The sequence below is a fragment of the Mesorhizobium sp. GW821-FHT04C10 genome, assembly GCF_059420305.1.
Map to the genome: position 1 here is coordinate 4519766 of NZ_JBWKTL010000001.1, position 23761 is coordinate 4543526.

General features: G+C 62.2%; 21 protein-coding genes. 12 read left to right on the plus strand and 9 right to left on the minus strand.

The window, feature by feature from the left end; translation table 11 throughout:
* Positions 1-684, minus strand: a complete 684-nt coding sequence (locus AC07UC_RS21925; RefSeq protein WP_202322678.1) for a phosphoglycolate phosphatase — start codon at positions 682-684, stop codon at positions 1-3.
* A 208-nt stretch (positions 685-892) separates the two neighbouring features.
* Between AC07UC_RS21925 and rpiA the strand changes: the two genes are divergently transcribed.
* From rpiA to gor, 3 genes are all read left to right on the plus strand, one after another.
* A complete protein-coding gene (rpiA, locus tag AC07UC_RS21930) occupies positions 893-1624 on the plus strand; it encodes a ribose-5-phosphate isomerase RpiA (RefSeq protein WP_140773815.1) in 732 nt (243 codons plus the stop codon).
* A complete protein-coding gene (locus tag AC07UC_RS21935; protein ID WP_140773816.1) occupies positions 1611-2231 on the plus strand; it encodes a DUF2059 domain-containing protein in 621 nt (206 codons plus the stop codon). The genes rpiA and AC07UC_RS21935 overlap by 14 nt, the downstream gene beginning before the upstream one ends.
* Positions 2232-2351: 120 nt before the next feature.
* Complete coding sequence (gene gor / locus AC07UC_RS21940) at positions 2352-3740, plus strand: glutathione-disulfide reductase (protein WP_494907395.1); 1389 nt, start codon at positions 2352-2354, stop codon at positions 3738-3740.
* Positions 3741-3892: 152 nt separating this feature from the next.
* Here the strand turns inward: gor and mgtE are convergent, their stop codons facing one another.
* The 4 genes from mgtE to AC07UC_RS21960 all read right to left on the minus strand — a co-directional run bounded on the left by mgtE (position 3893) and on the right by AC07UC_RS21960 (position 10428).
* Positions 3893-5257: a magnesium transporter gene (gene mgtE / locus AC07UC_RS21945; protein WP_140773818.1), complete on the minus strand. Its 1365-nt coding sequence runs from the start codon at positions 5255-5257 to the stop codon at positions 3893-3895.
* 271 nt (positions 5258-5528) lie between these two features.
* The gene (locus AC07UC_RS21950; RefSeq protein WP_494908972.1) at positions 5529-7421 is read right to left on the minus strand and encodes an ABC transporter ATP-binding protein/permease; all 1893 of its coding nucleotides are present in this window, start codon (positions 7419-7421) and stop codon (positions 5529-5531) included.
* A gap of 492 nt (positions 7422-7913) precedes the next feature.
* On the minus strand, positions 7914-8594 hold the full coding sequence (locus AC07UC_RS21955) for a DsbA family oxidoreductase (RefSeq protein ID WP_494907396.1): 681 nt from the start codon (positions 8592-8594) through the stop codon (positions 7914-7916).
* Positions 8595-8610: 16 nt separating this feature from the next.
* A complete protein-coding gene (locus tag AC07UC_RS21960) occupies positions 8611-10428 on the minus strand; it encodes an extracellular solute-binding protein (RefSeq protein ID WP_140773821.1) in 1818 nt (605 codons plus the stop codon).
* Positions 10429-10661: 233 nt separating this feature from the next.
* Between AC07UC_RS21960 and AC07UC_RS21965 the strand changes: the two genes are divergently transcribed.
* Entirely contained in the window at positions 10662-11291 is a 630-nt protein-coding gene (locus tag AC07UC_RS21965; RefSeq protein ID WP_140773822.1) for an invasion associated locus B family protein, read from the plus strand.
* Positions 11292-11397: 106 nt separating this feature from the next.
* Here the strand turns inward: AC07UC_RS21965 and hspQ are convergent, their stop codons facing one another.
* Together hspQ and AC07UC_RS21975 are read right to left on the minus strand one after the other, a co-directional pair.
* Positions 11398-11721: a heat shock protein HspQ gene (gene hspQ, locus AC07UC_RS21970; protein WP_056577259.1), complete on the minus strand. Its 324-nt coding sequence runs from the start codon at positions 11719-11721 to the stop codon at positions 11398-11400.
* A 147-nt stretch (positions 11722-11868) separates the two neighbouring features.
* Positions 11869-13083, minus strand: a complete 1215-nt coding sequence (locus tag AC07UC_RS21975; protein WP_494907397.1) for a UbiH/UbiF family hydroxylase — start codon at positions 13081-13083, stop codon at positions 11869-11871.
* A 70-nt stretch (positions 13084-13153) separates the two neighbouring features.
* On the opposite strand from AC07UC_RS21975, the gene AC07UC_RS21980 reads away from it, so the two are divergent.
* The 8 genes from AC07UC_RS21980 (at position 13154) to AC07UC_RS22015 (ending at position 21403) form a co-directional block, all read left to right on the plus strand.
* Entirely contained in the window at positions 13154-14101 is a 948-nt protein-coding gene (locus AC07UC_RS21980; protein WP_494907398.1) for a DUF2182 domain-containing protein, read from the plus strand.
* Positions 14098-14712: a DUF1326 domain-containing protein gene (locus AC07UC_RS21985; RefSeq protein WP_494907399.1), complete on the plus strand. Its 615-nt coding sequence runs from the start codon at positions 14098-14100 to the stop codon at positions 14710-14712. Before AC07UC_RS21980 ends, AC07UC_RS21985 begins: the two co-directional genes overlap by 4 nt.
* Positions 14709-15527 carry a phosphatidylcholine synthase gene (pcsA, locus tag AC07UC_RS21990; RefSeq protein WP_140773825.1) on the plus strand — a complete coding sequence of 273 codons (819 nt, stop codon included), beginning with the start codon at positions 14709-14711 and terminating at the stop codon, positions 15525-15527. Before AC07UC_RS21985 ends, pcsA begins: the two co-directional genes overlap by 4 nt.
* Before the next feature lie 22 nt (positions 15528-15549).
* The gene (locus AC07UC_RS21995) at positions 15550-16527 is read left to right on the plus strand and encodes a quinone oxidoreductase family protein (RefSeq protein ID WP_494907401.1); all 978 of its coding nucleotides are present in this window, start codon (positions 15550-15552) and stop codon (positions 16525-16527) included.
* 133 nt (positions 16528-16660) lie between these two features.
* A complete protein-coding gene (locus AC07UC_RS22000) occupies positions 16661-18238 on the plus strand; it encodes an ABC transporter ATP-binding protein (protein ID WP_494907402.1) in 1578 nt (525 codons plus the stop codon).
* Positions 18235-19365 carry an ABC transporter permease gene (locus AC07UC_RS22005; RefSeq protein ID WP_056577276.1) on the plus strand — a complete coding sequence of 377 codons (1131 nt, stop codon included), beginning with the start codon at positions 18235-18237 and terminating at the stop codon, positions 19363-19365. The genes AC07UC_RS22000 and AC07UC_RS22005 overlap by 4 nt, the downstream gene beginning before the upstream one ends.
* Complete coding sequence (locus tag AC07UC_RS22010; protein ID WP_140773829.1) at positions 19365-20285, plus strand: ABC transporter permease; 921 nt, start codon at positions 19365-19367, stop codon at positions 20283-20285. The genes AC07UC_RS22005 and AC07UC_RS22010 overlap by 1 nt, the downstream gene beginning before the upstream one ends.
* Before the next feature lie 50 nt (positions 20286-20335).
* Positions 20336-21403, plus strand: coding sequence for a BMP family ABC transporter substrate-binding protein (locus tag AC07UC_RS22015; protein ID WP_140773830.1), 1068 nt, complete (start codon positions 20336-20338; stop codon positions 21401-21403).
* A 77-nt stretch (positions 21404-21480) separates the two neighbouring features.
* On the opposite strand, the gene rimO is transcribed toward AC07UC_RS22015, so the two are convergent.
* Positions 21481-22794 (minus strand): 30S ribosomal protein S12 methylthiotransferase RimO, encoded by a 1314-nt coding sequence (rimO, locus tag AC07UC_RS22020; RefSeq protein ID WP_494907404.1) that lies wholly within the window; start codon positions 22792-22794, stop codon positions 21481-21483.
* A 164-nt stretch (positions 22795-22958) separates the two neighbouring features.
* Positions 22959-23645: a TerC family protein gene (locus AC07UC_RS22025; RefSeq protein ID WP_140773832.1), complete on the minus strand. Its 687-nt coding sequence runs from the start codon at positions 23643-23645 to the stop codon at positions 22959-22961.
* Positions 23646-23761 lie beyond the last annotated feature (116 nt).

The window sequence follows — 23761 nt, forward strand, 5'->3', positions numbered from 1 at the left end:
TCAATGTCCAGCGGCGCTGATCAGCCTTTCCGCCAGATCCACGGTCAGCGCATCGAAATGCGAAATTATCGCCGAGGGCTCGAATTCGCGGACGTGGCGGTCGGTGTAGCCGAAATCGACGGCCACCACAGGAATGCCGGCGGCCTTGGCGGTGTCGATGTCGGTTTGCGAATCGCCGACCATCAAGGCGCGGTGGGGATCGCCGCCGGCCAGCCTGATGGTTTCGGTCAGGTGGCGCGGGTCGGGCTTGCGGAAGGCGAATGTGTCCTGCCCGGCGATGGCCGCGAAATGCCTGGTCAGGCCGAGCGCTTCGATCAGCGCCAGCGAGTTGGCCTCGTACTTGTTGGTGCAGATGGCCAGGAGATAGCCCGCCTTCTCGAAGCGTGCGATCGCCTCGATGACACCCGGGTAGGGGCGGGACTTGCCGGGAATGTTGTCGGTATAGTGATCGAGGAACAGTTTCAGCAGCCGGTCATGCTCGGTGACATCGAGCGACCGCTGCTGCGCGGCGTGCGCCCGCTCTATCATCACGCGGCCGCCATGGCCGACGAAGCGCTTGAAGCCGGCCTCGTCGACGGCGGCGAGTTCGCTGGCGGCCAGGCTGTGGTTGAGGCTGTCGAGCAGGTCCGGCGCTGTATCGATCAGCGTACCGTCGAGGTCGAACACGATTGTCGGGCGAATCATTGTCTGTCCCACGCAGGTTTGTACAACTGGCAGGCGATAAAGGCTGGCGCGCGTCAAGGCAAGCAGGGCGGTGGTATGGCTGCCAGGGGCTTTGACCGGACCGGCAAAAATGCTAGGAGCCCAAAACACTAAAGCGCGTCGCATGTGGTTCCCAAAGCCGAGGTTACTTTTGGGCGACATGCATCAGGTTTCGGGGCGGCAAAGCAGCATGGATGCGAGGCAATTGAAGGTCGAGGCCGCGCGGGCGGCTCTTGCCCATGTCAGCGATGGCATGCGGCTCGGGATCGGCACCGGCACCACTGCCGAAGAATTCGTACGGCTGCTCGCCGACAAGGTCGCGACGGGCATGACCGTCATCGGTGTCCCGACGTCGGAGCGCACCGCTGCATTGTGCCGCGAGCTTGGCGTGCCGCTGTCGACATTGGAGGAAACGCCCGAGCTTGACCTCACCATCGACGGCGCCGACGAGGTCGACCCGGAACTGACCTTGATCAAGGGCGGTGGCGGCGCGCTGCTGCGCGAGAAGATCGTGGCCGCGGCCTCGCAGCGCATGATCGTCATCGCCGACCGGTCGAAGATGGTCGAGACGCTCGGCCGGTTTCCGCTGCCGATCGAAGTCAACCAATTCGGCCTGCGCGCCACCGAGATCGCGGTAGCGGCGGCGGCTGCAAATCTCGGCCTTTCCGGTCCGATTACATTGAGGATGACGGGAGGCCAGGCTTTTGTTACAGACGGCGGCCATTTTATCCTCGATGCATCTTTTGGCCGCATTCCGGATACAAGAGCGCTTTCGAATGCTCTCCACGCCATTCCGGGCGTGGTCGAGCATGGTCTTTTCATCGGGCTGGCGTCAGCGGCCATCATCGCCGGTGGCGACGGCATCCAAACCGTCCATGCCGCCCGAAAACCAGGGAGTTCTACCGATCATGATGTTGCATAACCGGGTTCGCGGCCTTTGCGTCGTTCTGGCGGCCTCGGCCGTTTTCGCCTTCTCCTCGCCGGCGTTTTCGCAGGACGTCACCGAGTCGCACCTGAAGGCGGCCCGGGCGGCGGTCGCGGCGATCCATGCGACCGACCCGTTCGACAACATCCTGCCGCAGGCGGCGGCCGCGCTCGAATCGCAGCTCATCCAGAAGAACCCGGACATGCAGGAGCTGATCGGCAAGACCATCAACGAGAAGGCGCTGGCGATGGCCTCGCGCCGCGCCGATCTCGAGAAGGAAGCGGCCCTGGCTTATGCGAAGGTGTTTTCCGAAAAAGATCTCAACGACATCGCGGCCTTCTACGGCTCCGAGGCCGGCAAGAAGCTGCTCGACAACGGTCCGGCCGTGACGCGTGATTTGGTCAAGGCAGCCGACATCTGGCAGAACGGCCTTGCCCGCGATCTCGCCCAGCAGGTCGGCGAAACGCTGGCCGCGGCCGCCAAGGCCAAGGCGCCGGCTGCGCCGGCACCCGCTGATGGGGCTGCTCCGGCGGATGGCGCTGCTCCGGCGGATGGCGCCGCGCCCGCTGATGGTTCGGCTCCCGCCGACGGCACGCAGAACTGATCCTGCGTTTTCAAATACGGCCTTGCGGCCATCTGTGAAGCCCGGCTTGTCCGGGCTTTTCTTTTGGCCTTTGGCGGCCTACCTGTCACTCACATTTTCCGACGTTCAAGGAGCTGCCTCATGGCCGGTTATGATTACGATCTCTTCGTCATCGGCGGCGGCTCCGGCGGGGTAAGGGCGGCGCGCGTTGCGGCGGCACTCGGCAAGCGCGTCGGCATCGCCGAGGAATACCGCTTCGGCGGCACCTGCGTCATCAGGGGCTGCGTGCCGAAGAAGCTCTATGTCTACGCTTCGCAATTTCCGGAGCATTTTGCCGACGCGGCCGGCTATGGCTGGACGGTGCCGGAGGCCAGTTTCAACTGGCAGACACTGGTCGCCAACAAGGATCGCGAGATCAGCCGGCTGGAGGCGATCTACAAGAAGAATGTCGAGGGCGCCGGCGGCGAGACCTTTCATTCGCGGGCGATGATCGTCGATCCGCACGTGATCCATCTTCTGGGCGAGGACCGCACCGTCACCGCCGAACAGATCCTGATCGCCACCGGTGGCCGTCCAGCGGCGCATCCGGCGCTGCCCGGCCACGAATACTGCATCTTCTCCAATGAGGCTTTCGATCTTAAGGCGTTGCCGAAGGCGATTATGATCGAAGGCGGCGGCTACATCGCTGTCGAATTCGCCAACATCTTCCATGGCCTCGGCGTCGACACGACCCTGGTCTATCGCGGCAAGGAGATCCTCAGCCGCTTCGACATGGATCTGCGTCACACCCTGCACGAGACGATGGAAAAGAAGGGGATAAAGATACTCTGCCATTCGGTGACCGAACGGGTGCACAAGCGGCCGGATGGCCGGCTCGACGCCCTCCTGACCAGCGGCAAGACGCTGACGGTGGACCAGGTCATGCTGGCTATCGGGCGCATCCCCAACACCGAGAATATGGGGCTGGAAGGCGTCGGCATCGAGATGACCTCGACCGGCGCGATCAAGGTCGACGACTATTCCCGCACCAACATCGACAATATCTGGGCGATCGGCGATGTCACCAACCGCGTGCAGCTGACGCCGGTGGCGATCCATGAAGCGATGTGCTTCGTGGAGACGGCCTTCAAGAGCAACCCGACCGCGCCCGACCACGAAACGATCGCGACCGCCGTCTTCTCGCAACCGGAAATCGGTACGGTGGGCTTGTCGGAAGACGAGGCCGTCAAGCGTTTCGCGGATATCGAGATCTATCGCGCCAGCTTTAGGCCGATGCGGCATACGCTGTCGGGCCGCGACGAAAAGATGCTGATGAAGCTGGTGGTCGACGGCACTTCCCGCAAGGTGCTTGGTGCCCACATTCTGGGGCCGGATGCGGGCGAGATGGCGCAACTGCTCGGCATTCCGCTGAAGGCCGGCCTGACCAAGGATGATTTCGACCGCACAATGGCCGTGCACCCGACCGCGGCGGAAGAGCTTGTCACCATGTACAAGCCGACCTACCGCGTGAAGGACGGCCAGCGCGTCTGACTTCGCCTGCCGGCAGCGCCCGCCCAAGGGAGCAATCAATGCCCGTAACCACCAGGCATTGGAACTGACGGTGGCGGCACTGACAAACGCAGCAATTGCCGGCCCCCGATGAACTGCGCGACGCCGGCCAGCGGCGGAGATAACTGGCGCGGCTACAGCAGGGTGCCGCGCAGGATGACGAGCGCCACCGAGAAATAGATCACCAGCCCGGTGACATCGACCAGCGTCGCGACGAATGGCGCCGATGCGCTGGCGGGATCAAACCCGATCCGTTTGAGGGCGAACGGCAGCATCGACCCTGAGAGGGAACCAAAGGTAACGATGCCGACCAGTGTCGTCCCAACCGTCGCTGCAATCAGCGGCCAGTGCGGGCCGTAATCGTAGAAACCGAAATACTGCCACAGCGTGATGCGGCAGACACCGACAACGCCAAGGATCGATCCCAGCACGAGACCGGTCGGCAGTTCGCGCAGCGCAACCCGCCACCAGTCGCCGAGGCCGATTTCGCGCAGTGCCAGCGCGCGGATGACCAGCGAGGTCGCCTGCGAGCCGGAATTGCCGCCGGAACTCATGATCAGCGGGATGAAAAGGGTGAGCACGATCGCCTTCTCCAACTCGCTCTCGTAGCTCTGCATGGCGTTGGCGGTGAGCATTTCGCTGAGGAACAGGGCGCAGAGCCAGCCAGCCCGCTTCTGGATCATGGCGAGGAAGCTCATCTTCATGTAGGGCTCGTCGAGCGCCTCCATGCCGCCGAAGCGGTGCACGTCCTCGGTCGTCTCCTCGATCATCGTATCGATGATGTCGTCGATGGTGACGATGCCGAGGATCTTGCCATGGTCGACAACCGGGACGGCGAGCAGATCGTATTTGGAGATCGTCTGCGCCAGGTTTTCGCGATCCGTCAGCGGTGTGACCGTGACCGGCATGCGGTCCGGCGCCACCGACAGGATCGGATCGTCCGGCTCGCCGGTGATGAGCCGGCGCAAGCCGGTCGACCGCACCAGGAGGTGCGTCTGCGGATCGACAATGTAGATCGCGTAGACGGTTTCGCGCGTCCGCTCGACCTTGCGGATGTAGTCGAGCGTGCGCCCGACGGTCCAGTCCGAGGGTACGCTGACGAACTCCGTCGTCATGATCGATGCGGCGCTGCCTTCGGGATAGCCCAGAATGGAAAGCAAGGTCGCGCGCAATGGCGGCGCCAGCGCACCGAGCAGTTCGGAGCGTGCCGGCTCATCGAGCTCGCGCAGGATGTCGGCCGCGCGGTCGACGGACATGGCGGTGAGCAGCTTGCTTGCCTTGGGGCGAGGCAGGGCCTCCGCGAGTTCGGGCGCACCCTCGAGTTCAGGCTGATCGAAAATCTCGACCAGACGCTCGAAGGGTACGGCGCAAAGCAGATCCGTCGCGGTTTCGCGCGATTCATGGTTGAGCGCCTCGACCACGTCGGCGACATGGTCGTTTGCAAGGATGCGGGCGATGGCGACGGCCTCGTCGTCCGCTACAGGGAAGAAATCGTTCATGGCTCACTCCTTGCCGTCCGGCAGGACATGAACCATTCAGGTCACGTCTAGGCGGACGGCGGTTGCGTTCGACTAATACTGTCGCCAGGCATGGCGCGGTGACCTTTCTGCTTGCGGGTTCGCGTTTGACTATCAGCAAGCCGGCGCAACATAGGAGCGCGCCTTGCCGAGTCAATCGTGGTGACGATGGAAAACGGTGCCTGATGGCTTCGATCGCGACACTGTGATCGCCGACTGCCGTTTTGTCCGGCAAGTCGAAGTGAACGCATCGTTATTTCTGTTTCAGCCGGCGCGAGAAACGCAGCCATTTGTCTTCGACCGGCCGTGGCTGGGCCAGGATCGTGGTGAGTTCGACGGGCAGGGTCGGAGCCAGCGGCTTCTTGGTGGCGACACCGTCGGCGATCAAGACGATCGAGTGGTAGAACTCGGTACCGGCAGCCGATCTGGGTGCGACCGCCTCGTGCATGACGCTGATCACAGTGACATCCGGACAATTGTCCTTGATCGCCTGGTGGAAGGCAATCTTGCCCTCCGGGTCGAGCGCGCCGGTCGCCTCGTCGAGGAACAGGAGGCCCGGCTGCTGCAGGATGATGCGGGCTACCACCAGCTTCTGTTTCTGACCGCCCGACAGGACCTGATCCCAGCTTTTGCCCTCGCGGTTTTCATTGGCCATGTGTTCGATGAAGTCACCAAGGCCAGCCTTGTGCAGCGCCGACGCGACCTGAGCATCGCCATGGTCGTGTTCGGAGCCCGGCAGGCAGACCAACTGTTTCAGCGACACCTGCTGCAGCTTGACCTCCTGGGCGGCATAAAAACTCTTCACCCCGTCAGGGAAGACGATGGTGCCGCGGCCATACGGCCAGAGGCCGTTGATCGCCTTTATCAGCGAGGTCTTGCCGCAGCCGGATTCGCCTTTCAGGAAGGTCCACTCGCCGCGCCGGAAGCGCAGGTTCGCGGCGCTGAGGAACGGTGTCGCATCCTCGCCCTGATGCGCCAGTTCGAGTTTCTGGATGGTCAGGCCGAAAACCGGGTTCTGGCTGGCATAGTGGAAGTCGGAGCGGCCGGTCTGGCTGTAGAATTCCTGCGGATGCTGGACGTTTTCGATCGCATTCGCCAGTTCGGTGACACGCTGGCTGTTGGCGCGCAGCGTGGCGATTGCCGGCATGACATGGATGAACCAGGAACATTGGCCGATCAGCGAATTGACCAGTTCGGAGCCGGTTATATAGCCCTTTAGATCGAGTCCGTTGTGAATGAACGGTACCAAGCCTGGCCCGTAGGCGACGATGCGGGCGCCGATGAAATTGTAGATCAGCTCGAACGACATATAGACGGTGTTGACAATGTTCAGCCGCGACCAGGTTCCGTCGATATCGACGTAGAGCCGGCGATGCATGGACTTCTGCACACCTTCACCATGCGATGCCGCGACATGGAAACTGCGGCGCAGGAAGGTGGTCAGTTCGCCGCGGTAGCTACCTTCGGCTTGCTGCATCCGGACATTGAGGCGTTCCAGCAGGCTGCCGAGCTTGACCGCGATCCATGTGTTCAACGGCACGTAAGTGGCGACCGCCAGGAAGGCCAGGATGGCGCTGCCGTAGCTGCCGAGGAATTCCAGTCCCTTCACCTCGACGGAGGTTTCGAGCAGCTTCTGACCGACGAAATAGAGCGAGGTGGCGACGCCAAGCACGCCCATGGCGAGGCCGATGGCGCCGCCTGTCATGTCCTTGATCGATTCCTGCACGCGCTGGTCGATGTTGTCGGGAGCGGAGGCGCCGCCGCCGGTCGAAGCATGCTGGGCATGGAAATGCGTATGGTTGCCGTCCAGCAGCGCCTCGTTGAAACGGCTGTCCAGCCAGCCGCGCCATTTGCGGTGCAAGGTCACCGAGACAAGATTGCGGATGCCGGTGAAGCCGGCGTCCTTGAGCACGACCAGCAAAACGAGAATACCTGCATTGACCAGCAGTGTGCGAAGCGGCGTGGTGTTGGCGGCGTCGTGGAAGAAGGCGATCGAGTTGACCAGCTCACCAGAAGCTTCGGCGAACCAGACGCCCGCCTTGCTGGACAGCGCGGTGAGCAGCGCGATGACGATGGTCAGCGTCCAGGCTTCTTTCCACCGATCCGACAACCAGTAGGCCCGCATCAGCCCCCAGAAACTGCGCATCGAGGATACCGGCGTCAAATGCGACCGCCCCGCGGCGCCGCTGTGTAGTCCATCCGGTACTGACTCCTGCGATCGTCTGCCGATCCGAATCACGATCCCGCCCAAACCTTTTTTGTTTTGTTACGGATGGTAACACCAATTGATCATTTTCCATTAATTTTTGTAGAGGGACGGCGGGATAAAGGTCCCCGCCGTGTCGGCAAGGCAACAGAACGAGATTTCCATGCGTCGCGGGCAAGCCCGCCGAAAGGCGATTTAATACAGTGATATCATTTGTTTACCGGGCCCGATAACAGGACGCACACACCTTCCCTTGGGGAAGGTAATCACACGATTTCGTGACCCGTTTTGGATTGTTCGGTCGGCCGATTTTTCATTGCGGCTAACCAAAATTCCGGAAAGCAGGCCGTCATAATGTGTCAGCGGCCCTGTCCCAAAGGCCGAGCAATGACCTGAAAAAGTCTTTGCGGCAGGCGAAAGGAATGACAGGCGTCAGCCGACCGTGTCCAGCTCGCCGCTGGCCTTGGCCGCCGCCACCTGGCGGATGGCATCGGCCAGCGTGTCGACGTCCTGCGCGCCCATCACGGCATATTTGCCTTCAAGCAGAAAACACGGCACGCCTGATATGCCCATGCGCGATGCCGTGGCGATCTCGGTGCGCACCGCTTCGACATCGGCGTCGGTCGGCAAGAGCGTCGCCACCACGGATGCGTCCATGCCGGCCTCGCGGGCGGCTTCGACCAACACGGCATGGTCGCCGATGTTGACGCCCTCCTCGAAATTCAGCTGGAACAGGCGGCGGACCAGCCTGTTCTGCACGGCTTCGCCAGCGGCGCCAGCCCAACGGATCAGGCGGTGCGCATCCAGCGTGTTTGGCGCCACCTTGATGGCATCGAAGGCAAAGGAAATGCCCTCGGCGTCGCCAAGCGGTTCGATGCGGGCATGGATCTCGCGGATGCGCTCGTCGCTGCCGAACTTGGCCAGCATATACTCCCGGCGGTCCTTGCCCTGCGGCGGAATGGTCGGATCGAGCTGGAACGGCCGCCAGCGTATGTGCACATCTACATCGCCGGCCGCGGCAACCGCCTTGTCAAGCCGCTTCTGGCCAATGAAGCACCACGGACAGACGACGTCCGACACCACGTCAACGGTTATGGCGTTCGCTTCGCTCATCTCGATCTCCGGATTTTCAGTTCGGTTTGCGCCACCAGGTCGGCAGCTGATAACCGAATATGGGCGTCTTCCGCGGATGTTCCAGATAATTCCAATACGCAAGCCACTGCTGCGTGTTGTACTGCATCGGCACCATGTAGTTGCCCGAGATCAGCAGCCGGTCGAGAACGCGAACGGCGGCGACATAATCCTCCTTGGTGTGTGCGTTCAGCATGGCGTCGATCGCGGCATCGATTGCCGGGTCGGCGACGCCGGCAAGATTGAATGATCCTTCGGTCTTGGCCGCGGCGGACGACCAACGCCCGATCTGCTCGATGCCCGGGGACAAGGAATTGTTGAAGCCGCTCGAGCCGACCAGCACCTCGAAGTCGAAACGCTGCTTGCGCGACTGGATCTGGTCGCCATCCAGGCTGCGGATGCTGACGTTGATGCCGATCTTCTCCAGTGTGCGCTGGTAGATGCCGGCCAGGCGTTCTTCGTCCTGCGAAGCGGTCAGGATCTCGAATCCGAAAGGTTTGCCTTCGGGATCGAGCATTGTGCCGTCCTGCACGTGGTAACCGATGCTTTTCAGGAGATCGAAAGCGGCCTTAAGCACCTTGCGGTCCTGGCCTGAACCGTCGGTCACCGGCGGTTTCCAGGTGCCGTCCATGATTTCGGCCGGGACGCGGCCGGGGTAGGGGGCCAGCAACGCCTTTTCCCTGTCGTCGGCCGGATGGCCAAGCGCGGAGAGTTCGGAATTCTGCCAATAGCTCATCGTTCGCGTGTATTTGCCGCCGAACAGGTTCTTGTTCGCCCATTCGAAATCATAAAGCATGCCGAGCGCGCGCCGAACCACCGGGTTGGAGAATTTCGGCAGCCTGGTGTTGAACAGGAAACCGGTCACGACAGGCGGAATGCCGGTGTCGAAAGTTTCGGAAACCACCTCGCCCCTGTGGAAGGCGGGAAAGTCGAGATCGCGCTCACGCTTCACCGGATCACTGTCGTCGTCGATGGCGCAAAGGCCCTTCTTGAAGGCTTCGAGCTTGGCGTTGGCGTTGAGGAAATATTCGATGGTGATCTGGTCGTAATTGTCGAAGCCGCGCTTGGCGGGTACGTCCTTGCCCCAGTAGTCCGGATTGCGCTTGAAGACGATGCGCTGGCCGGGCGTCACCTGCGCGATCGTGTAGGGTCCGCTGCCGATCAGCGGCTTCAGCGTCGTCCTGTCGAATGTGTCCATGTCAAAGGCATGCTTGGGGATGATCGGCGTCAGCGCGATGATCAGGGGAAATTCGCGATCGGCCTTGTCGTTGAAAGTGAAGCGCACGCTGTGGTCGCCGGTCTTTTCGAGCTTGGCGATCCTGGCCATGCGGTCGCTGTAGGGCGGGCGGCCCTTTTGCGTATAGACATCATAGGTGAACAGCACGTCTTCCGGCGTCACCGGCTGTCCGTCCGACCATTTGGCCTTCGGGTTGAGATGGAATTCGATGCTCTTGCGCTCCGGGTCCATGTCGGCGGTATCGGCGAGCAGCCCATAGAGCGTGAATGCCTCATCCGCGCTGCGCTGCATCAGCGGCTCGAAGACCAGATTGCCGAAGATCGTGTCCATCATGCCGCGCGCGGTCGTACGCAGGCTTTTCAGGATGAAAGGGTTGAGATTATCGAAGCTGCCGACGACGCAGTAGGTGATGCTGCCGCCCTTCGGCGCGTCGGGATTGACGTAGCTGAAATGCGCGTAGTCCGGCGGCAGGGCCGGTTCGCCTTGCATGGCAATCGCGTATTTTGGCTCCGACAGCGCCGGCAGCGGCAGGGTGAGAAACGATATCGCGGTGATCAGCCAAACAAGAACGCGGCCCATGACCGTCTCCTTAACAGGTCGGCTTGATGATTCGGTGCGCACCCTAGCATGAGGCAGCTGCGTGCCGGCCAATGGTGTCATCAAGAATTACAAGTGAGCGGGCTGGATTCGGCACCGCTTGCAGTGTAACACGCCGTCCGAAGTCATTCTGTTGCCTCATTTCGGCAACAGGTAGCTGGACCACACGGCGCAGAGAAGCCGGTTCCGGGATCATTTGAGAGGAAATGCACGACATGACGAGCCTGAACAGCAACGCGTACCGCCTGTCGGTCATGGCCGCTGGCGTGATCGGCTTTCTGGGCGCAGGACTTCCCGCGGCTTCCGCGCAGCAACAGCAGCAGATACCCCAGGGCTGGTTCAAGGCCTGCACCAAGCAGGAAGACGTCGATATCTGCAACGTCCAGAACATCGTCACCGCCGGCAACGGCCAGCTCGTCACCGGTGTCAGCCTGATCGAGCTCAAGGGCAAGGTTAACCGCAAGGTGTTCCAGGTCACGGTGCCGACCGGCCGCCTCGTGCCTCCCGGCATCGGCCTGCAGATCGACACCGGCAAGGCTCAGAAGCTCGACTATGTCATCTGCTTCCCGGATCGTTGCGTGGCGGAAGTGCCGCTGACCGACCAACTCGTGGCCTCGTTCAAGAAAGGTCAGGGTATCACGCTGACCTCGATCAATTTCCAGAACCAGGCCAACCCGATCAAGATCGCGCTGCAGGGCTTCAGCGGTGCCTATGACGGCCCGCCGCTGCAGCAGTCGGACATCGAGGACCGGCAGAAGAAGCTTCAGGACTTCGTGGCCAAGAACAACCAGGACTTCGCCAAGAAGCTCAAGGACGAGCAGGACAAGGCGAAGACCGCTAACTGATCACCGGCATCCGGCCAATCCCGGTGCCAAAGAAAAAGCGGGGCCATGCCCCGCTTTTTTCGTTTCCGGCCTGAATTTCCCGGCGGATAGCTGGAGTGCCGGGAGGTCAGTGCCTGGATTGCCGTTTCGGCTCGTAGCGTCCATCCGGCTTCTTGTCGAACATCTCCTTGATCTGCGGGTGGCGAACGGGCTCGCCCGACCGGTCCTCGAGCAGATTCTGCTCGGACACATAGGCTATGTATTCGGTTTCCGAATTCTCCGCGAGCAGATGGTAGAATGGCTGATCCTTGCGAGGCCGCACATCGGCGGGGATGGCTTCGTACCATTCGTCGGTGTTGGCGAATTGCGGATCGACGTCGAAAATGATGCCCCGAAACGGAAACAGCCGGTGACGAACCACCTGTCCGATCGCGAATTTGGCCGTTTTCATCGTACTCACCACTGAATTCCTTGACTTTATTTGGCGCAGACTCCGAGTCAATTCAATCCCGAAGCGTCTGAGCGTCTTCAAGCTACGCAGAATTCGGCGCAAAGGTTTTGGTTGATGTCGCGATGCCGCGATAAAGTCCGCAAGTCGCTACCGATGCCGCACCGGCTTTCGCAGGCCACCCACGAGTGCTGCAAAGCCGCTGCCCGGACGAAGCCCTTCGCGCATGAAGAAGGCGCGCAGCGGCGCAAAACCGCCGAGAACGCCCAGACCAGCGCCCCGCGCGATCTGCGCCGGCAACATGTCGGAAAGCAACGACATGTTGAGGAGATTGACCGCACCGCTGCGCGCCAGAATATCGGGGCGACGCTTGAAATCGTAGGCGGCAAGGGCCTTGGCGCCGCCGGGGTCCTCACGATTTTCGCTCGCAATACCAACCAGATCGTCAATATCCCTGATGCCAAGGTTGAGGCCTTGCGCACCGATTGGCGGAAACACATGGGCGGCTTCGCCGACGAGCGCCACCCGCTCTCGTGCGAAGCGCAGGGGCGTCACGGTCGAAAGCGGATAGATCTGCCGGCCCGGTTCCACGGTGACCCGACCCAGCATTGACTGCATCTGCTGCTCGACCCGCATTGAAAGCGTTGCGTCATCCAGGGCGGCAAGCGCCTTGGCTGTCTCGGGCTTAACCACCCAGACGAGACTTGAGCGATTGCCCGGCAGCGGAACCTGTGTGAACGGGCCTGTCTCTGTGTGGAACTCCGTCGAGGTGAAGGCATGGTCTCGGCCATGGCCGAAATTGAGCACGAGCGCGGCTTGCGGGTAGGAGCGTGCGGCAGTCGAGATGTCTGCTGCCTCGCGCGCGGGCGATTGGCGTCCATCGGCGGCAACCGCCAGCGACGCGCCAACCTCACTGCCGTCGGCGAGGTCGGCGTGGGCCTTGTCGGCGCCGAGATGCCAGGCCTTGACCATAGACCTGCGCCATTCGATCCCGGAATGCGCGGCCACCTTGGCGGCAAGCGCCGGGCCAAGCACGCTGTTGGGCAGGTTCAGCCCAAACTGCTCCTCGTCGATCTCGGCGGCGCGGAAGGTGACGACGGGACTGCGGATCAGCCTGCTCGTCGCATCGACGATGCGCATGACTTTCAACGGCGCGGCCTTGGGTTTGATGTCTTCGAGGAGATCAAGCCGCTCAAGCACTTTCAGGGCAGGGTTCATCAGCGCCGTGGTACGGCCATCGGGGGCCGACGCCTCGGGCCCGACAAGCGTCACAGCAAAGCCGGCATCAGCGAAAGCGAGCGCCGCGATCAGGCCCGCGGGCCCGGTGCCGGCAATCAGTATGCGCGCTGTTTCCTGATGCTCCAAGGTCGGCTTCCGGCTTATGATGCGAGGCGGGCCACCAGACCTGCCAGTTGATAGGCATATAGGTCAGATCATGCGGCTTGATCAACGCGGCGATTCGGCCCATTCGGTTGTCATGACCGGCCATCAGGACGATTTCAGCCATCTCGACCGCGCCGGCCGCGCCATGGCAAATGTCGCGCGCAACCCGCGTTTGACGGTCAACATCGTCGTCGGCGCCGGCATCGCATTCGCCTGGCTGTTGCTGGGGGCGATGGCGATTCGGGGCGCCGATGTCCGAGGCAGCGCGCCCGGCGACACCCTCCTGCACGGCCTGCCACAGCTGCCGCTGCCCGATTTCCTGGAGCGGTTCTTCGCCCTCTGCCTATCGCCGGCGCCACTGGACGCAAGCATCGGCTTTCGTGCCGTTGCTCTCACCGTGATGTGGTTCCTGATGGCAATCGCGGCGATGCTGCCGTCCGCTGCCCCGATGATCCGCACCTATTGCGAGATCGCCGATACAGCCCGGATCAAGGGCGAGCCGGTCGTTCATCCTCTGGTGCTGGTTGCCGGGTATCTCGGCGTCTGGCTCGCTGCCTCGGTCCTGTTCTCGGCACTGACGCTCAGCGTGCACACATTCGCCGCGTCCCGCGAGATCTACGATCCGGTGCTTGGGATTGCCGGCGCGCTCGCATTGCTGGTCGCCGGCCTCTATCAGTTCAGCGGCCTCAAGGAGGCCTGCCTGAAGAAATGCCGCAACCCGTTCTCGATCCTGTTTTCGAACTGGAGCGCCAAAGCCAGCAGCGTCTTCCGGCTTGGTGTCGTGCAAGGCATCTGGTGTTTCGGCTGCTGCTGGGCGCTCATGCTGGTGATGTTCGCCGTCGGCGTGATGAACATCTTCTGGATGGCGCTGATCGGCGTATTCACCCTGATTGAAAAACAGATGACGGGCAGTCTTCCAACCCGGCTGGCCGGTGCGATACTGCTTGTCTGGGCAGCCGCGCTGCTAGTAGTCTCGCTTTCAGTGGGGGAAATTCGATGACAGATCAGGGCTGGGCAATGAATGGAGAGCTCGTACTCTCCTGCAATTGCACGGTTTTTTGCCCTTGCGTGCTGTCGCTCGGCAGTCACCCTCCGACCGAGGGCTATTGCCAGACCTGGGCGGGTTTCCGCATCGATGCCGGTCATTTCGGTGAGGTCGACCTGTCAGGCCTAAACCTTGGGCTGATCATGGAAATCCCCGGCTATATGAGCCGAGGCAACTGGACCGCCGGCCTGTTCATCGACAAACGCGCCTCGATCTATGCGGTCAAGGCCTTGACGAAGATCTTCACCGGCAAGGCAGGCGGGACCACGTCGCTGCTGTCGATCCTCGTCGGAAAATTCCTGGGTGTGGAACAGGTGCCGATCACCTATGAGACGCGGGACAAGACGCGTATCTTCCAGATACCGAAGATCATCGATGGCGCGGTGACGCCAATCGCCGGCAAGGATCGCGAGAAGGATACGGTGATCACGAACTCGGAATACTGGATCGCGCCGGAGATCATCGTGGCGAGGTCCGACAAGAGCAAGATGCGCGCCTTCGGCCGCAATTGGAACTTTGCTGGCCGCTCGGCCGAAATCTGCAAGCTGGATTGGCGGGGCCCGTGAGCAAGAACACAACGGCCAGAAAGGCCGCCAAGAAGATCGCGGACCGGATTCCGCGGCCGAAGAAGAAGGTCACCTGGCCGCAGGCAAGGGCGTTCTCCGTCCACCTGCTGACCGCGTCAGGCTCGTTCCTTGCATTCCTGTCGCTGGTGGCGGCGAGCGAGGAGCGCTGGACGGCAATGTTCTGGTGGCTCGGACTGGCGCTGTTCGTCGACGGCATCGACGGGCCGATCGCCAGGAAGCTCGAGGTCAAGGAAATCCTGCCGACCTGGTCGGGCGAACTCCTCGACAACATCATCGACTATGTGACCTATGTGCTGATCCCGGCCTTCGCGCTCTACCAGCGCGGCTTCATGGGCGAGGGACTGTCGTTCCTTTCGGCTGCGATCATCGTCGTTTCCAGCGCGATCTATTATGCCGACACCGGCATGAAGACGAAGGAGAATTTCTTCAAGGGCTTCCCCGTGGTCTGGAACATGGTGGTGTTCACGCTGTTCGTCATCGAACCGGGACAATGGGTGTCGTTCGCTGTCGTGGTGGTGGCTGGCATCCTGACTTTCATCCCGATCAATTTCATTCATCCGGTGCGGGTGGTGCGGCTGCGACGCATCAATCTCACAATGACCCTTTTGTGGTGCGCCTTCGGCGCGCTTGCGCTTGCGCAGGCGGCTCTCGCAGCCTTCTACGATCAGATCGGCGTGCTGGGCGAACAGGTCGGCACTTTCACCAAGATCGGCATTACCATTACCGGGCTCTATCTGGCCTGCATCGGTGGCATCATGCAGTTCTTTCCAAATCTCGGTGCCAAGAAGGCCTGATCAGCCAGAGGAATCCCAATCCATGTCCAAAGCGATCCGTATCCACGCCCATGGCGGTCCGGAAGTTCTGACCTATGATGACGTCGATCCCGGCCAGCCAGGTTCCGGGCAGATTCTGGTCAGGCATACGGCCATCGGCCTCAACTTCATCGACGTCTATCATCGCTCCGGTCTCTATCCGCCGCCCGGAGGTTTTCCGCTCATTCCGGGCAGCGAGGCCGCCGGCGTGGTGCTGGAGGTAGGGCAGGACGTCGATTGGCTGAAGCCGGGCGACCGGATCGCCTATGCCGTGACGACGGGAGCTTATGCCGAAGAACGCGTCATCGATGCCAACCGGGTCGTCAAGGTTCCGGACGGCATCAGCGATGAACAGGCGGCCGCGATGATGCTGAAGGGCATGACGGCCGAATATCTGCTGCGCCGGACCTTCAAGGTGAAAGCGGGCGACACGATCCTGTTCCATGCCGCGGCCGGCGGCGTCGGGCTCATTCTCGGCCAATGGGCGAAACATCTCGGTGCGACCGTCATCGGCACGGCAAGCTCGACCGACAAGATCGAGCTCGCCAAGGCGCACGGCTTCGACCATGTCATCAACTACAAGGAGCAGGATTTCGTCGCCGGCGTCGCCGCCATCACCGGCGGCAGGAAATGCGACGTCGTCTACGATTCGGTGGGCAACGACACGTTCCCGGCTTCGCTCGACTGCCTGAGGCCGCTCGGCATGTTCGTCAGCTTTGGCCAGTCGTCGGGACCGATCCCGCCATTTTCCATGTCGCTCCTGGCGCAGAAGGGTTCGTTGTTCGCCACAAGGCCGACACTGTTCGTCTACAACGCAAAACGTGAGGACCTCGATGCCTCCGCGGCCGCGCTGTTCGACGTGGTGCTCAGCGGCACCGTCGAGATCAAGATCAACCAGCGCTACGCACTGAAGGAAGCCGGCAAGGCACACTCGGATCTCGAAGGCCGCAGGACAACGGGGACGACTATTCTCATTCCTTAGTCCCGCCTGCCTTGTTATCCCTTGAATTTCCGCTGAAATTCTTGAAGCTCTTTCAAGACGCGTGCCGCTTTCCGTCGAGAGCCGGCGGCGCCTACCATGCTTGCGGGAACACAGAACATATCTGGCGAACCAGATGGGAGGCACTGTGAGTGCAGATCATGATGGGGCGAACCTGCTTGAGGTTCGTGGCCTGACCAAGATATTCGGCACGCTGACCGCGTGCGATCATGTCGATCTCAACATCGCCAAGGGTGAAATCCACGCGCTGCTTGGCGAGAACGGCGCCGGCAAGTCGACGCTGGTCAAGATGCTGTTCGGCTCGCTGGAACCCAATTCCGGCGAGATTTTCTGGAACGGCCAGGCAGTGCGCATCACCAGCCCGGGTGCCGCCAAAAAGCTCGGCATCGGCATGGTGTTCCAGCATTTTTCGCTGTTCGAGGCGCTGACCGCGGCCGAGAACATCGCGCTGTCGCTCGATGACGGCTCGCCGATCAGCAGCATCGCCGCGAAGGCGAGGGCGCTTTCCTACAGCTACGGCCTGCCGCTCGATCCGGACTCGCTGGTCGGCGACCTGTCGGTCGGCGAACGCCAGCGTATCGAAATCATCCGCTGCCTGCTGCAGACGCCGCAGCTCATCATCCTTGACGAGCCGACCTCGGTGCTGACGCCGCAGGAAGCCGACAAGCTGTTCGAGACGCTGGAGCGGCTGCGCGCGGAAGGCAAATCGATCCTCTACATCTCGCACCGGCTGGAAGAGGTCAAACGGATCTGCGACCGCGCCACCGTGTTGCGGCATGGCAAGGTGGTCGGTCACTGCAATCCGCGCGAGGAGACAGCCGCCTCGCTCGCCCGCATGATGGTCGGCAACGAAGTGCAGGCCGTGGTGCGCGCGCCGGTCGAGGGGATCGAAACCGCGCAGCCGCTGCTCGAAATCCGCGGCCTCAGCCGCAAGCCGGCGACGCCGTTTTCGATTCCGCTCAAGAACATCAGCCTGAATGTCCGCGCCGGCGAGGTGATCGGCATTGCCGGTGTTGCCGGCAACGGCCAGGGCGAATTCTTTGAATCCGTTTCCGGCGAGGTCTTGCAGCAGGATGCCGCCTCGGTGCGTATCCGGGGCAAGGATGCGGGCGGTCTCACCATCACCGGACGGCGCCTTCTTGGTGCCGCCTTCGTACCGGAGGAGCGCCTCGGCCATGGTGCCGCGCCGCGCATGAAACTCTCGGAGAACCTTTTGCTGTCGCGCCACGCGACCGACGGCAAGGCGTTTGTCGGCACTGGCGGGATGGTCAAAAGCGGCGCCGTCTACGCTGCCGCGCAACGCATCATCGTGGCTATGGATGTGCGCAAGAGCGCGCCGGATCCGGAAGCGGCCGCACTTTCGGGCGGCAATCTGCAAAAATTCATCGTCGGCCGCGAACTCGACCGCCGCCCAAGCGTCATGGTGGTCAACCAGCCGACCTGGGGCGTCGATGCCGGTGCTGCCGCCCATATCCGACAGGCCTTGATCGAGCTGTCGCGCAGCGGCTCGGCGGTTCTGGTGATAAGCCAGGATCTCGACGAACTGTTCGAGATATCGGACGCCATCGCGGTCATGCACAATGGCGAATTGTCCAAGCCGATGCCGATCGCCGAGGCGACCTTCGAGAAGGTCGGCCTGCTGATGGGCGGCGCCGAGCCCGGCCACGCCGAACACACGCTGGAGACGGCATGATGCGCCTTGAACTCGTCAAACGCCCGCAGCGCTCGGCGCTGTTTTCGATGCTGTCACCGTTCATCGCCTTCGCGCTCACCATTATCGCCGGCGCCATCATGTTCGCCCTGCTCGGCGTCAATCCGCTGACCGCGTTCCGGATCTACTTCATCGAGCCGATCAGTCAGGTCTGGCAATTGCATGAGCTGGCGATCAAGGCGGCGCCGCTGATCCTGATCGCGGTCGGCCTGTCGGTCTGCTACAAGGCCAACATCTGGAACATCGGCGCCGAGGGCCAGTTCATTTTCGGCGCCATCTTCGGCTCGGCCATTCCGGTCCTGTTTCCTCAGTTCGAAGGCCCGCTGGTGCTGCCGCTGATGCTTCTGCTCGGCATGGTCGGCGGTGCCGCCTACGCGGCGATCCCGGCCTTGCTCAAGACCCGGTTCAACACCAATGAGATCCTGACCAGCCTGATGCTGGTCTATGTCGCCCAACTCTTCCTCGACTGGCTGGTGCGCGGCCCATGGCGCGATCCGCAGGGCCATGGTTTCCCGCAGACGATCCAGTTCGGCGATTCGGCGGTCCTGCCGGAATTGATGCCGGACGCCGGACGCGCCAACTGGGGTTTTGTGTTCGCGCTGGTTGCCGCGGTGCTGATCTGGATCCTGATGGGCCGCATGCTCAAGGGCTTCGAGGTCCGCGTGCTGGGCTCCAGCCCGAGGGCAGGGCGCTTCGCCGGCTTCGGTCTCAGCCGCATGGTGTTCTTCGCCTTCCTGCTGTCGGGCGCACTGGCCGGCCTTGCCGGCATTTCGGAAGTCTCCGGCGCCATCGGGCAGTTGCAGCCGGTGATTTCTCCCGGCTACGGCTTCACCGCCATCATCGTGGCGTTCCTCGGACGCCTGAACCCGCTCGGCATCGTCGCTGCGGGCCTGGTTCTGGCGCTGACCTATCTCGGCGGCGAAGCGGTGCAAAGCGCGCTCGGCATTTCAGACAAGGTGGCGAGGGTGTTCCAGGGCATGCTGCTGTTCTTCGTGCTCGGCTGCGACACGCTCATCCACTACCGCATCCGGCTGATCGGCCTGGCGTTGACCAAGCCGCAGGGCGCGGCACCGCTCGAAGCCGCGCCGAAGTTGAAGGAAGCCCGCTGATGGACATCACCGTCAACATCCTCCTGACCATCGCCACGGCGGCGACGCCGCTTTTGATCGCGGCGATCGGCGAACTGGTGGTCGAACGCTCCGGCGTGCTCAATCTCGGCGTCGAAGGCATGATGATCATGGGCGCGGTCGGCGGGTTCGGGGCCGGCTACCTGACCGGATCGCCCTGGATCGGCCTTCTGGCGGCAATCGCGATGGGCGCGCTGTTCTCGCTGCTGTTCGCGGTCATGACGCTGTCGCTGGCCACCAATCAGGTGGCGACCGGCCTGTCGCTGACGCTGCTTGGCCTCGGCCTCTCCGGCATGATCGGAACGAGCTTTGTCGGCCAGCCTGGCGTCAGGCTGCCCAATCTCGACATTCCCGGCCTCAGCTCGATCCCGGTCGTGGGCAGGCTGCTGTTCGGCCAGGATCCGATCTTCTACATCTCGATCGCGCTGACCGCCGCCGTCATGTGGTTCCTGTTCAAGACGCGTACTGGCCTGACACTCCGCTCTATCGGCGACAGCCATGCTTCGGCGCACGCGCTCGGCATCAAGGTCATCCGCTACCGCTATCTCTCGGTCATCTTCGGCGGCGCCTGTGCCGGTCTGGCCGGCGGCCATCTGTCGCTGGTCTACACGCCGCAATGGGTCGAGAACATGACCGCGGGCCGCGGCTGGATCGCTCTGGCTCTCGTTGTGTTCGCCTCGTGGCGGCCGTGGCGCGTGCTGGCCGGCGCCTACATCTTCGGCGCGGTGTGGATCGGCCAGCTTCATGCACAGGCTTTTGGCATTCCCGTGCCTTCGCAGATGCTTTCTTCTCTGCCCTATCTGGCAACCGTCGTGGTTCTCGTTCTAATCTCGCGCAACAAGCGTCTGACGATGATGAACACGCCGGCATCCCTGGGGCAGCCATTCGTTCCGGATCGTTGACAATAATAACAAACGGGAAGCTCCAAGGCTTAACACAGAGAGGTAACACAATGAAAAAACTGCTTATTGCCCTGATGACGACGACAGCGGCATTGTCGCTGGCCGCGTCCGCAGAGGCTGCCGACAAGTTGAAGGCCTGCTGGGTCTATACCGGCCCGATCGGCGATTTCGGCTACTCCTACCAGCACGACCAGGGCCGCCTTGAGGTCGAGAAAGCGCTCGGCGACAAGGTCGAGACCGCCTATCTGGAGAACGTCTCCGAAGGTCCCGATGCCGACCGCGCCTTCGAGCGCCTGGCACGCGAAGGCTGCAAGATCATCTTCGGCACGTCGTTTGGCTTCATGGACGCCGAAGTGAAGGTCGCCAAGAAGTTTCCCAAGGTGATGTTCGAGCACGCCACGGGCTACAAGACCGGTGACAATCTCGGCATCTACAATGCCCGCTTCTATGAAGGCCGCTACGTACTCGGCCAGATCGCCGCCAAGGAATCGAAGTCCGGCGTCGCCGGCTACATCGTTTCCTTCCCGATCCCGGAAGTGGTGATGGGCATCAACTCCTTCATGCTCGGCGCTCAGTCGATCAACCCGAACTTCAAGGCCAAGATCGTCTGGGTGAATTCGTGGTTTGACCCGGGCAAGGAAGCCGACGCCGCCAAGGCGCTGTTCGACCAGGGTGCCGACATCATCGTCCAGCATACCGATTCGACCGCTGCCCTGCAGGTGGCCGAGGAGCGCAAGCTGCACGGCTTCGGCCAGTCGTCCGACATGATCAAGTTCGCGCCGAATGCGCAGATGACCTCGCTGACCGACGAATGGGGCCCCTATTACATCAGCCGCGTGCAGGCAGCCATCGACGGCACCTGGAAGCCGGACAATGTCTGGCTCGGCATCAAGGACGGCGCGGTGAAGCTCGCGCCCTACACCAACATGCCCGACGATGTGAAGGCGATGGCCGAGGCGACCGAGAAGAAGATCGCCGGCGGCTGGAACCCCTTCACCGGACCGATCGCCAAGCAGGACGGCTCGGCGTGGCTGAAGGACGGCGAGGTCGCCGACGACGGCACGCTGCTCGGCATGAATTTCTACGTGAAGGGCGTCGACGACAAGCTGCCGCAGTAAGCTGTGCACCACGTTTCGAATAGGAAAGGGCGCCGCGAGGCGCCCTTTTTATGTGCCTGGAGAAATGGACGGAAGGCTCAGACAGCCGAACCGTAGAGGTCATAAGCGTCGGCACGTTCGATCTTCACCGTGACAATGTCGCCGGCACGCATCGGGCGGCGCGACTGGATGTGGACCGAACCATCGATCTCGGGCGCGTCGTATTTGGTGCGGCCCTTCGCCGAGGTGCCGTGCGCCTCGTCGATCAGCACCGGCAGGCGCTTGCCGACCTTCCTGGCCAACTGCGTCGCCGAAATCTTCTGCTGGCGCTGCATGAAGCGGTGCCAGCGTGCTTCCTTGACCTCCTGCGGAACCTGTTCGAGGCCGAGGTCGTTGGAACGGGCACCCTTGACCGGCTCGTATTTGAAGCAGCCGGCACGGTCGATCTTGGCCTCGTCCAGCCAGTCGAGCAGCATCTCGAAATCCTCGTCCGTCTCGCCGGGGAAGCCGACGATGAAGGTCGAGCGGATGGCGAGGTCGGGGCACACGTCGCGCCAGCTGCGGATGCGTTCGAGCGTCTTTTCGCCATGCGCCGGACGCCGCATGTTCTTCAGCACCTGCGGCGAAGCATGCTGGAACGGGATGTCGAGATAGGGAAGGATCTTGCCGTCGGCCATCAGCGGGATGACGTCGGCGACATGCGGGTAGGGGTAGACATAATGCATGCGCACCCAGATCCCGAGCTTGCCCAGTTCTTCCGAGAGATCGAGGAATTTCGCGCGCACTTCGCGATCGCCGAACATCGACGTCTGGTACTTGATGTCGATGCCGTAGGCACTGGTGTCCTGCGAGATGACGAGGAGTTCCTTGACGCCGGCCTTGGCCAGTTTTTCGGCCTCGCGCAGCACGTCGGCGGCCGGGCGCGAAACGAGATCGCCACGCAGGGCGGGAATGATGCAGAAGGTGCAGCGGTTGTTGCAACCTTCCGAGATCTTCAGATAGGCATAGTGGCGCGGCGTCAGCTTGACGCCTTGCGGCGGCAGCAGGTCGATATAGGGATCGTGCGAAGGCGGGGCTGCCTCATGCACGGCGGCCATCACGCTCTCGTAAGCTTGCGGTCCGGTGATCGCCAGCACGTTGGGGTGCTTCTCGCGGATCACGTCCGGCTCGGCACCAAGGCAGCCGGTGACGATGACCCTGCCGTTTTCCGAAAGCGCGGAACCGATGGCATTGAGCGACTCGTCGCGGGCGGAATCCAGGAAACCGCAAGTGTTGACCACAACGAGATCAGCGCCATCATGCTTGCGGGCGATCTCATAGCCTTCGGCGCGCAGGCGCGTGATGATACGCTCGGAATCCACGAGCGCCTTCGGGCATCCAAGGCTGACAAAACTGACGCGAGGGGCGGACATAGGCTAGTTTCCATTGGGGGTACGGGCCGAACGCTGATCCGGCCTCAAGTCGCTGTAAATGTCGGTCTGTGGCGCGTGGCTGGAGCCAATACGCGCGGCGCAATAGCATGGCTTCCACAATCAAGCAAACCGGCCGACAGGCCGATCCGCGCCATAAGGATGGCTCAGTGGCCTCCGGATCCGAACCAGGGTGCCAGGAAAGCGAAGTTTTCGGGGAATTGCTGCACGGCCCCGTCAAGCAGCATTTTGACCGCAACATAGAGGATGATCACCAGGCCGAGATAGGCAATCCAGCGGTATTTGTGGAGCAGGCGCGCGACGAACGATGCGGCAAAGCCCATCAGGGCGATCGACAGGGCCAGCCCGACAATCAGCACCGTCGGATGGTTCATGGCCGCGCCGGCTACGGCCAGAACATTGTCGAGCGACATGGAAACGTCGGCAATGACAATCTGCCAGGCTGCCTGCGAGAAGGTCTTGCTTGGCCCCTTGCCGCCGATGACCCCATCCTTGTCGAAGTCGCCGTTCGATAGCGCTTCCGTGGCGTCACGCTCCTGCTCGTGGCTGACGCGCAATTCACGCCACATCTTCCAGCAGACCCACAGCAAGAGCAGGCCGCCGCCGATAAGCAACATGGGCCCGATGGTGAGCAGCCATTGCGTGATCAAGGCGAAGAAAATGCGAAGGACGGTGGCCGCGGCGATGCCGACGAGAATGGCCCGTTTGCGTTGGCTGGCCGGCAGTCCGGCCGCGGCGAGGCCGATGACGATGGCATTGTCGCCCGCAAGCGCAAGATCGATGGCAATGACCTGAAGAAGGGCCGATAGGCCTGCGGCGGTAAATATTTCCATCGACCTGGAAGCCCTTCGCCGAGTGTTCGTCGTCGACTATTGCGACGGGCCTAAAGGCATGGTCCGCTGCCGTCAAGGCGCCGCATTGGACAACGCTGGAAAACCACTTTCGTGGC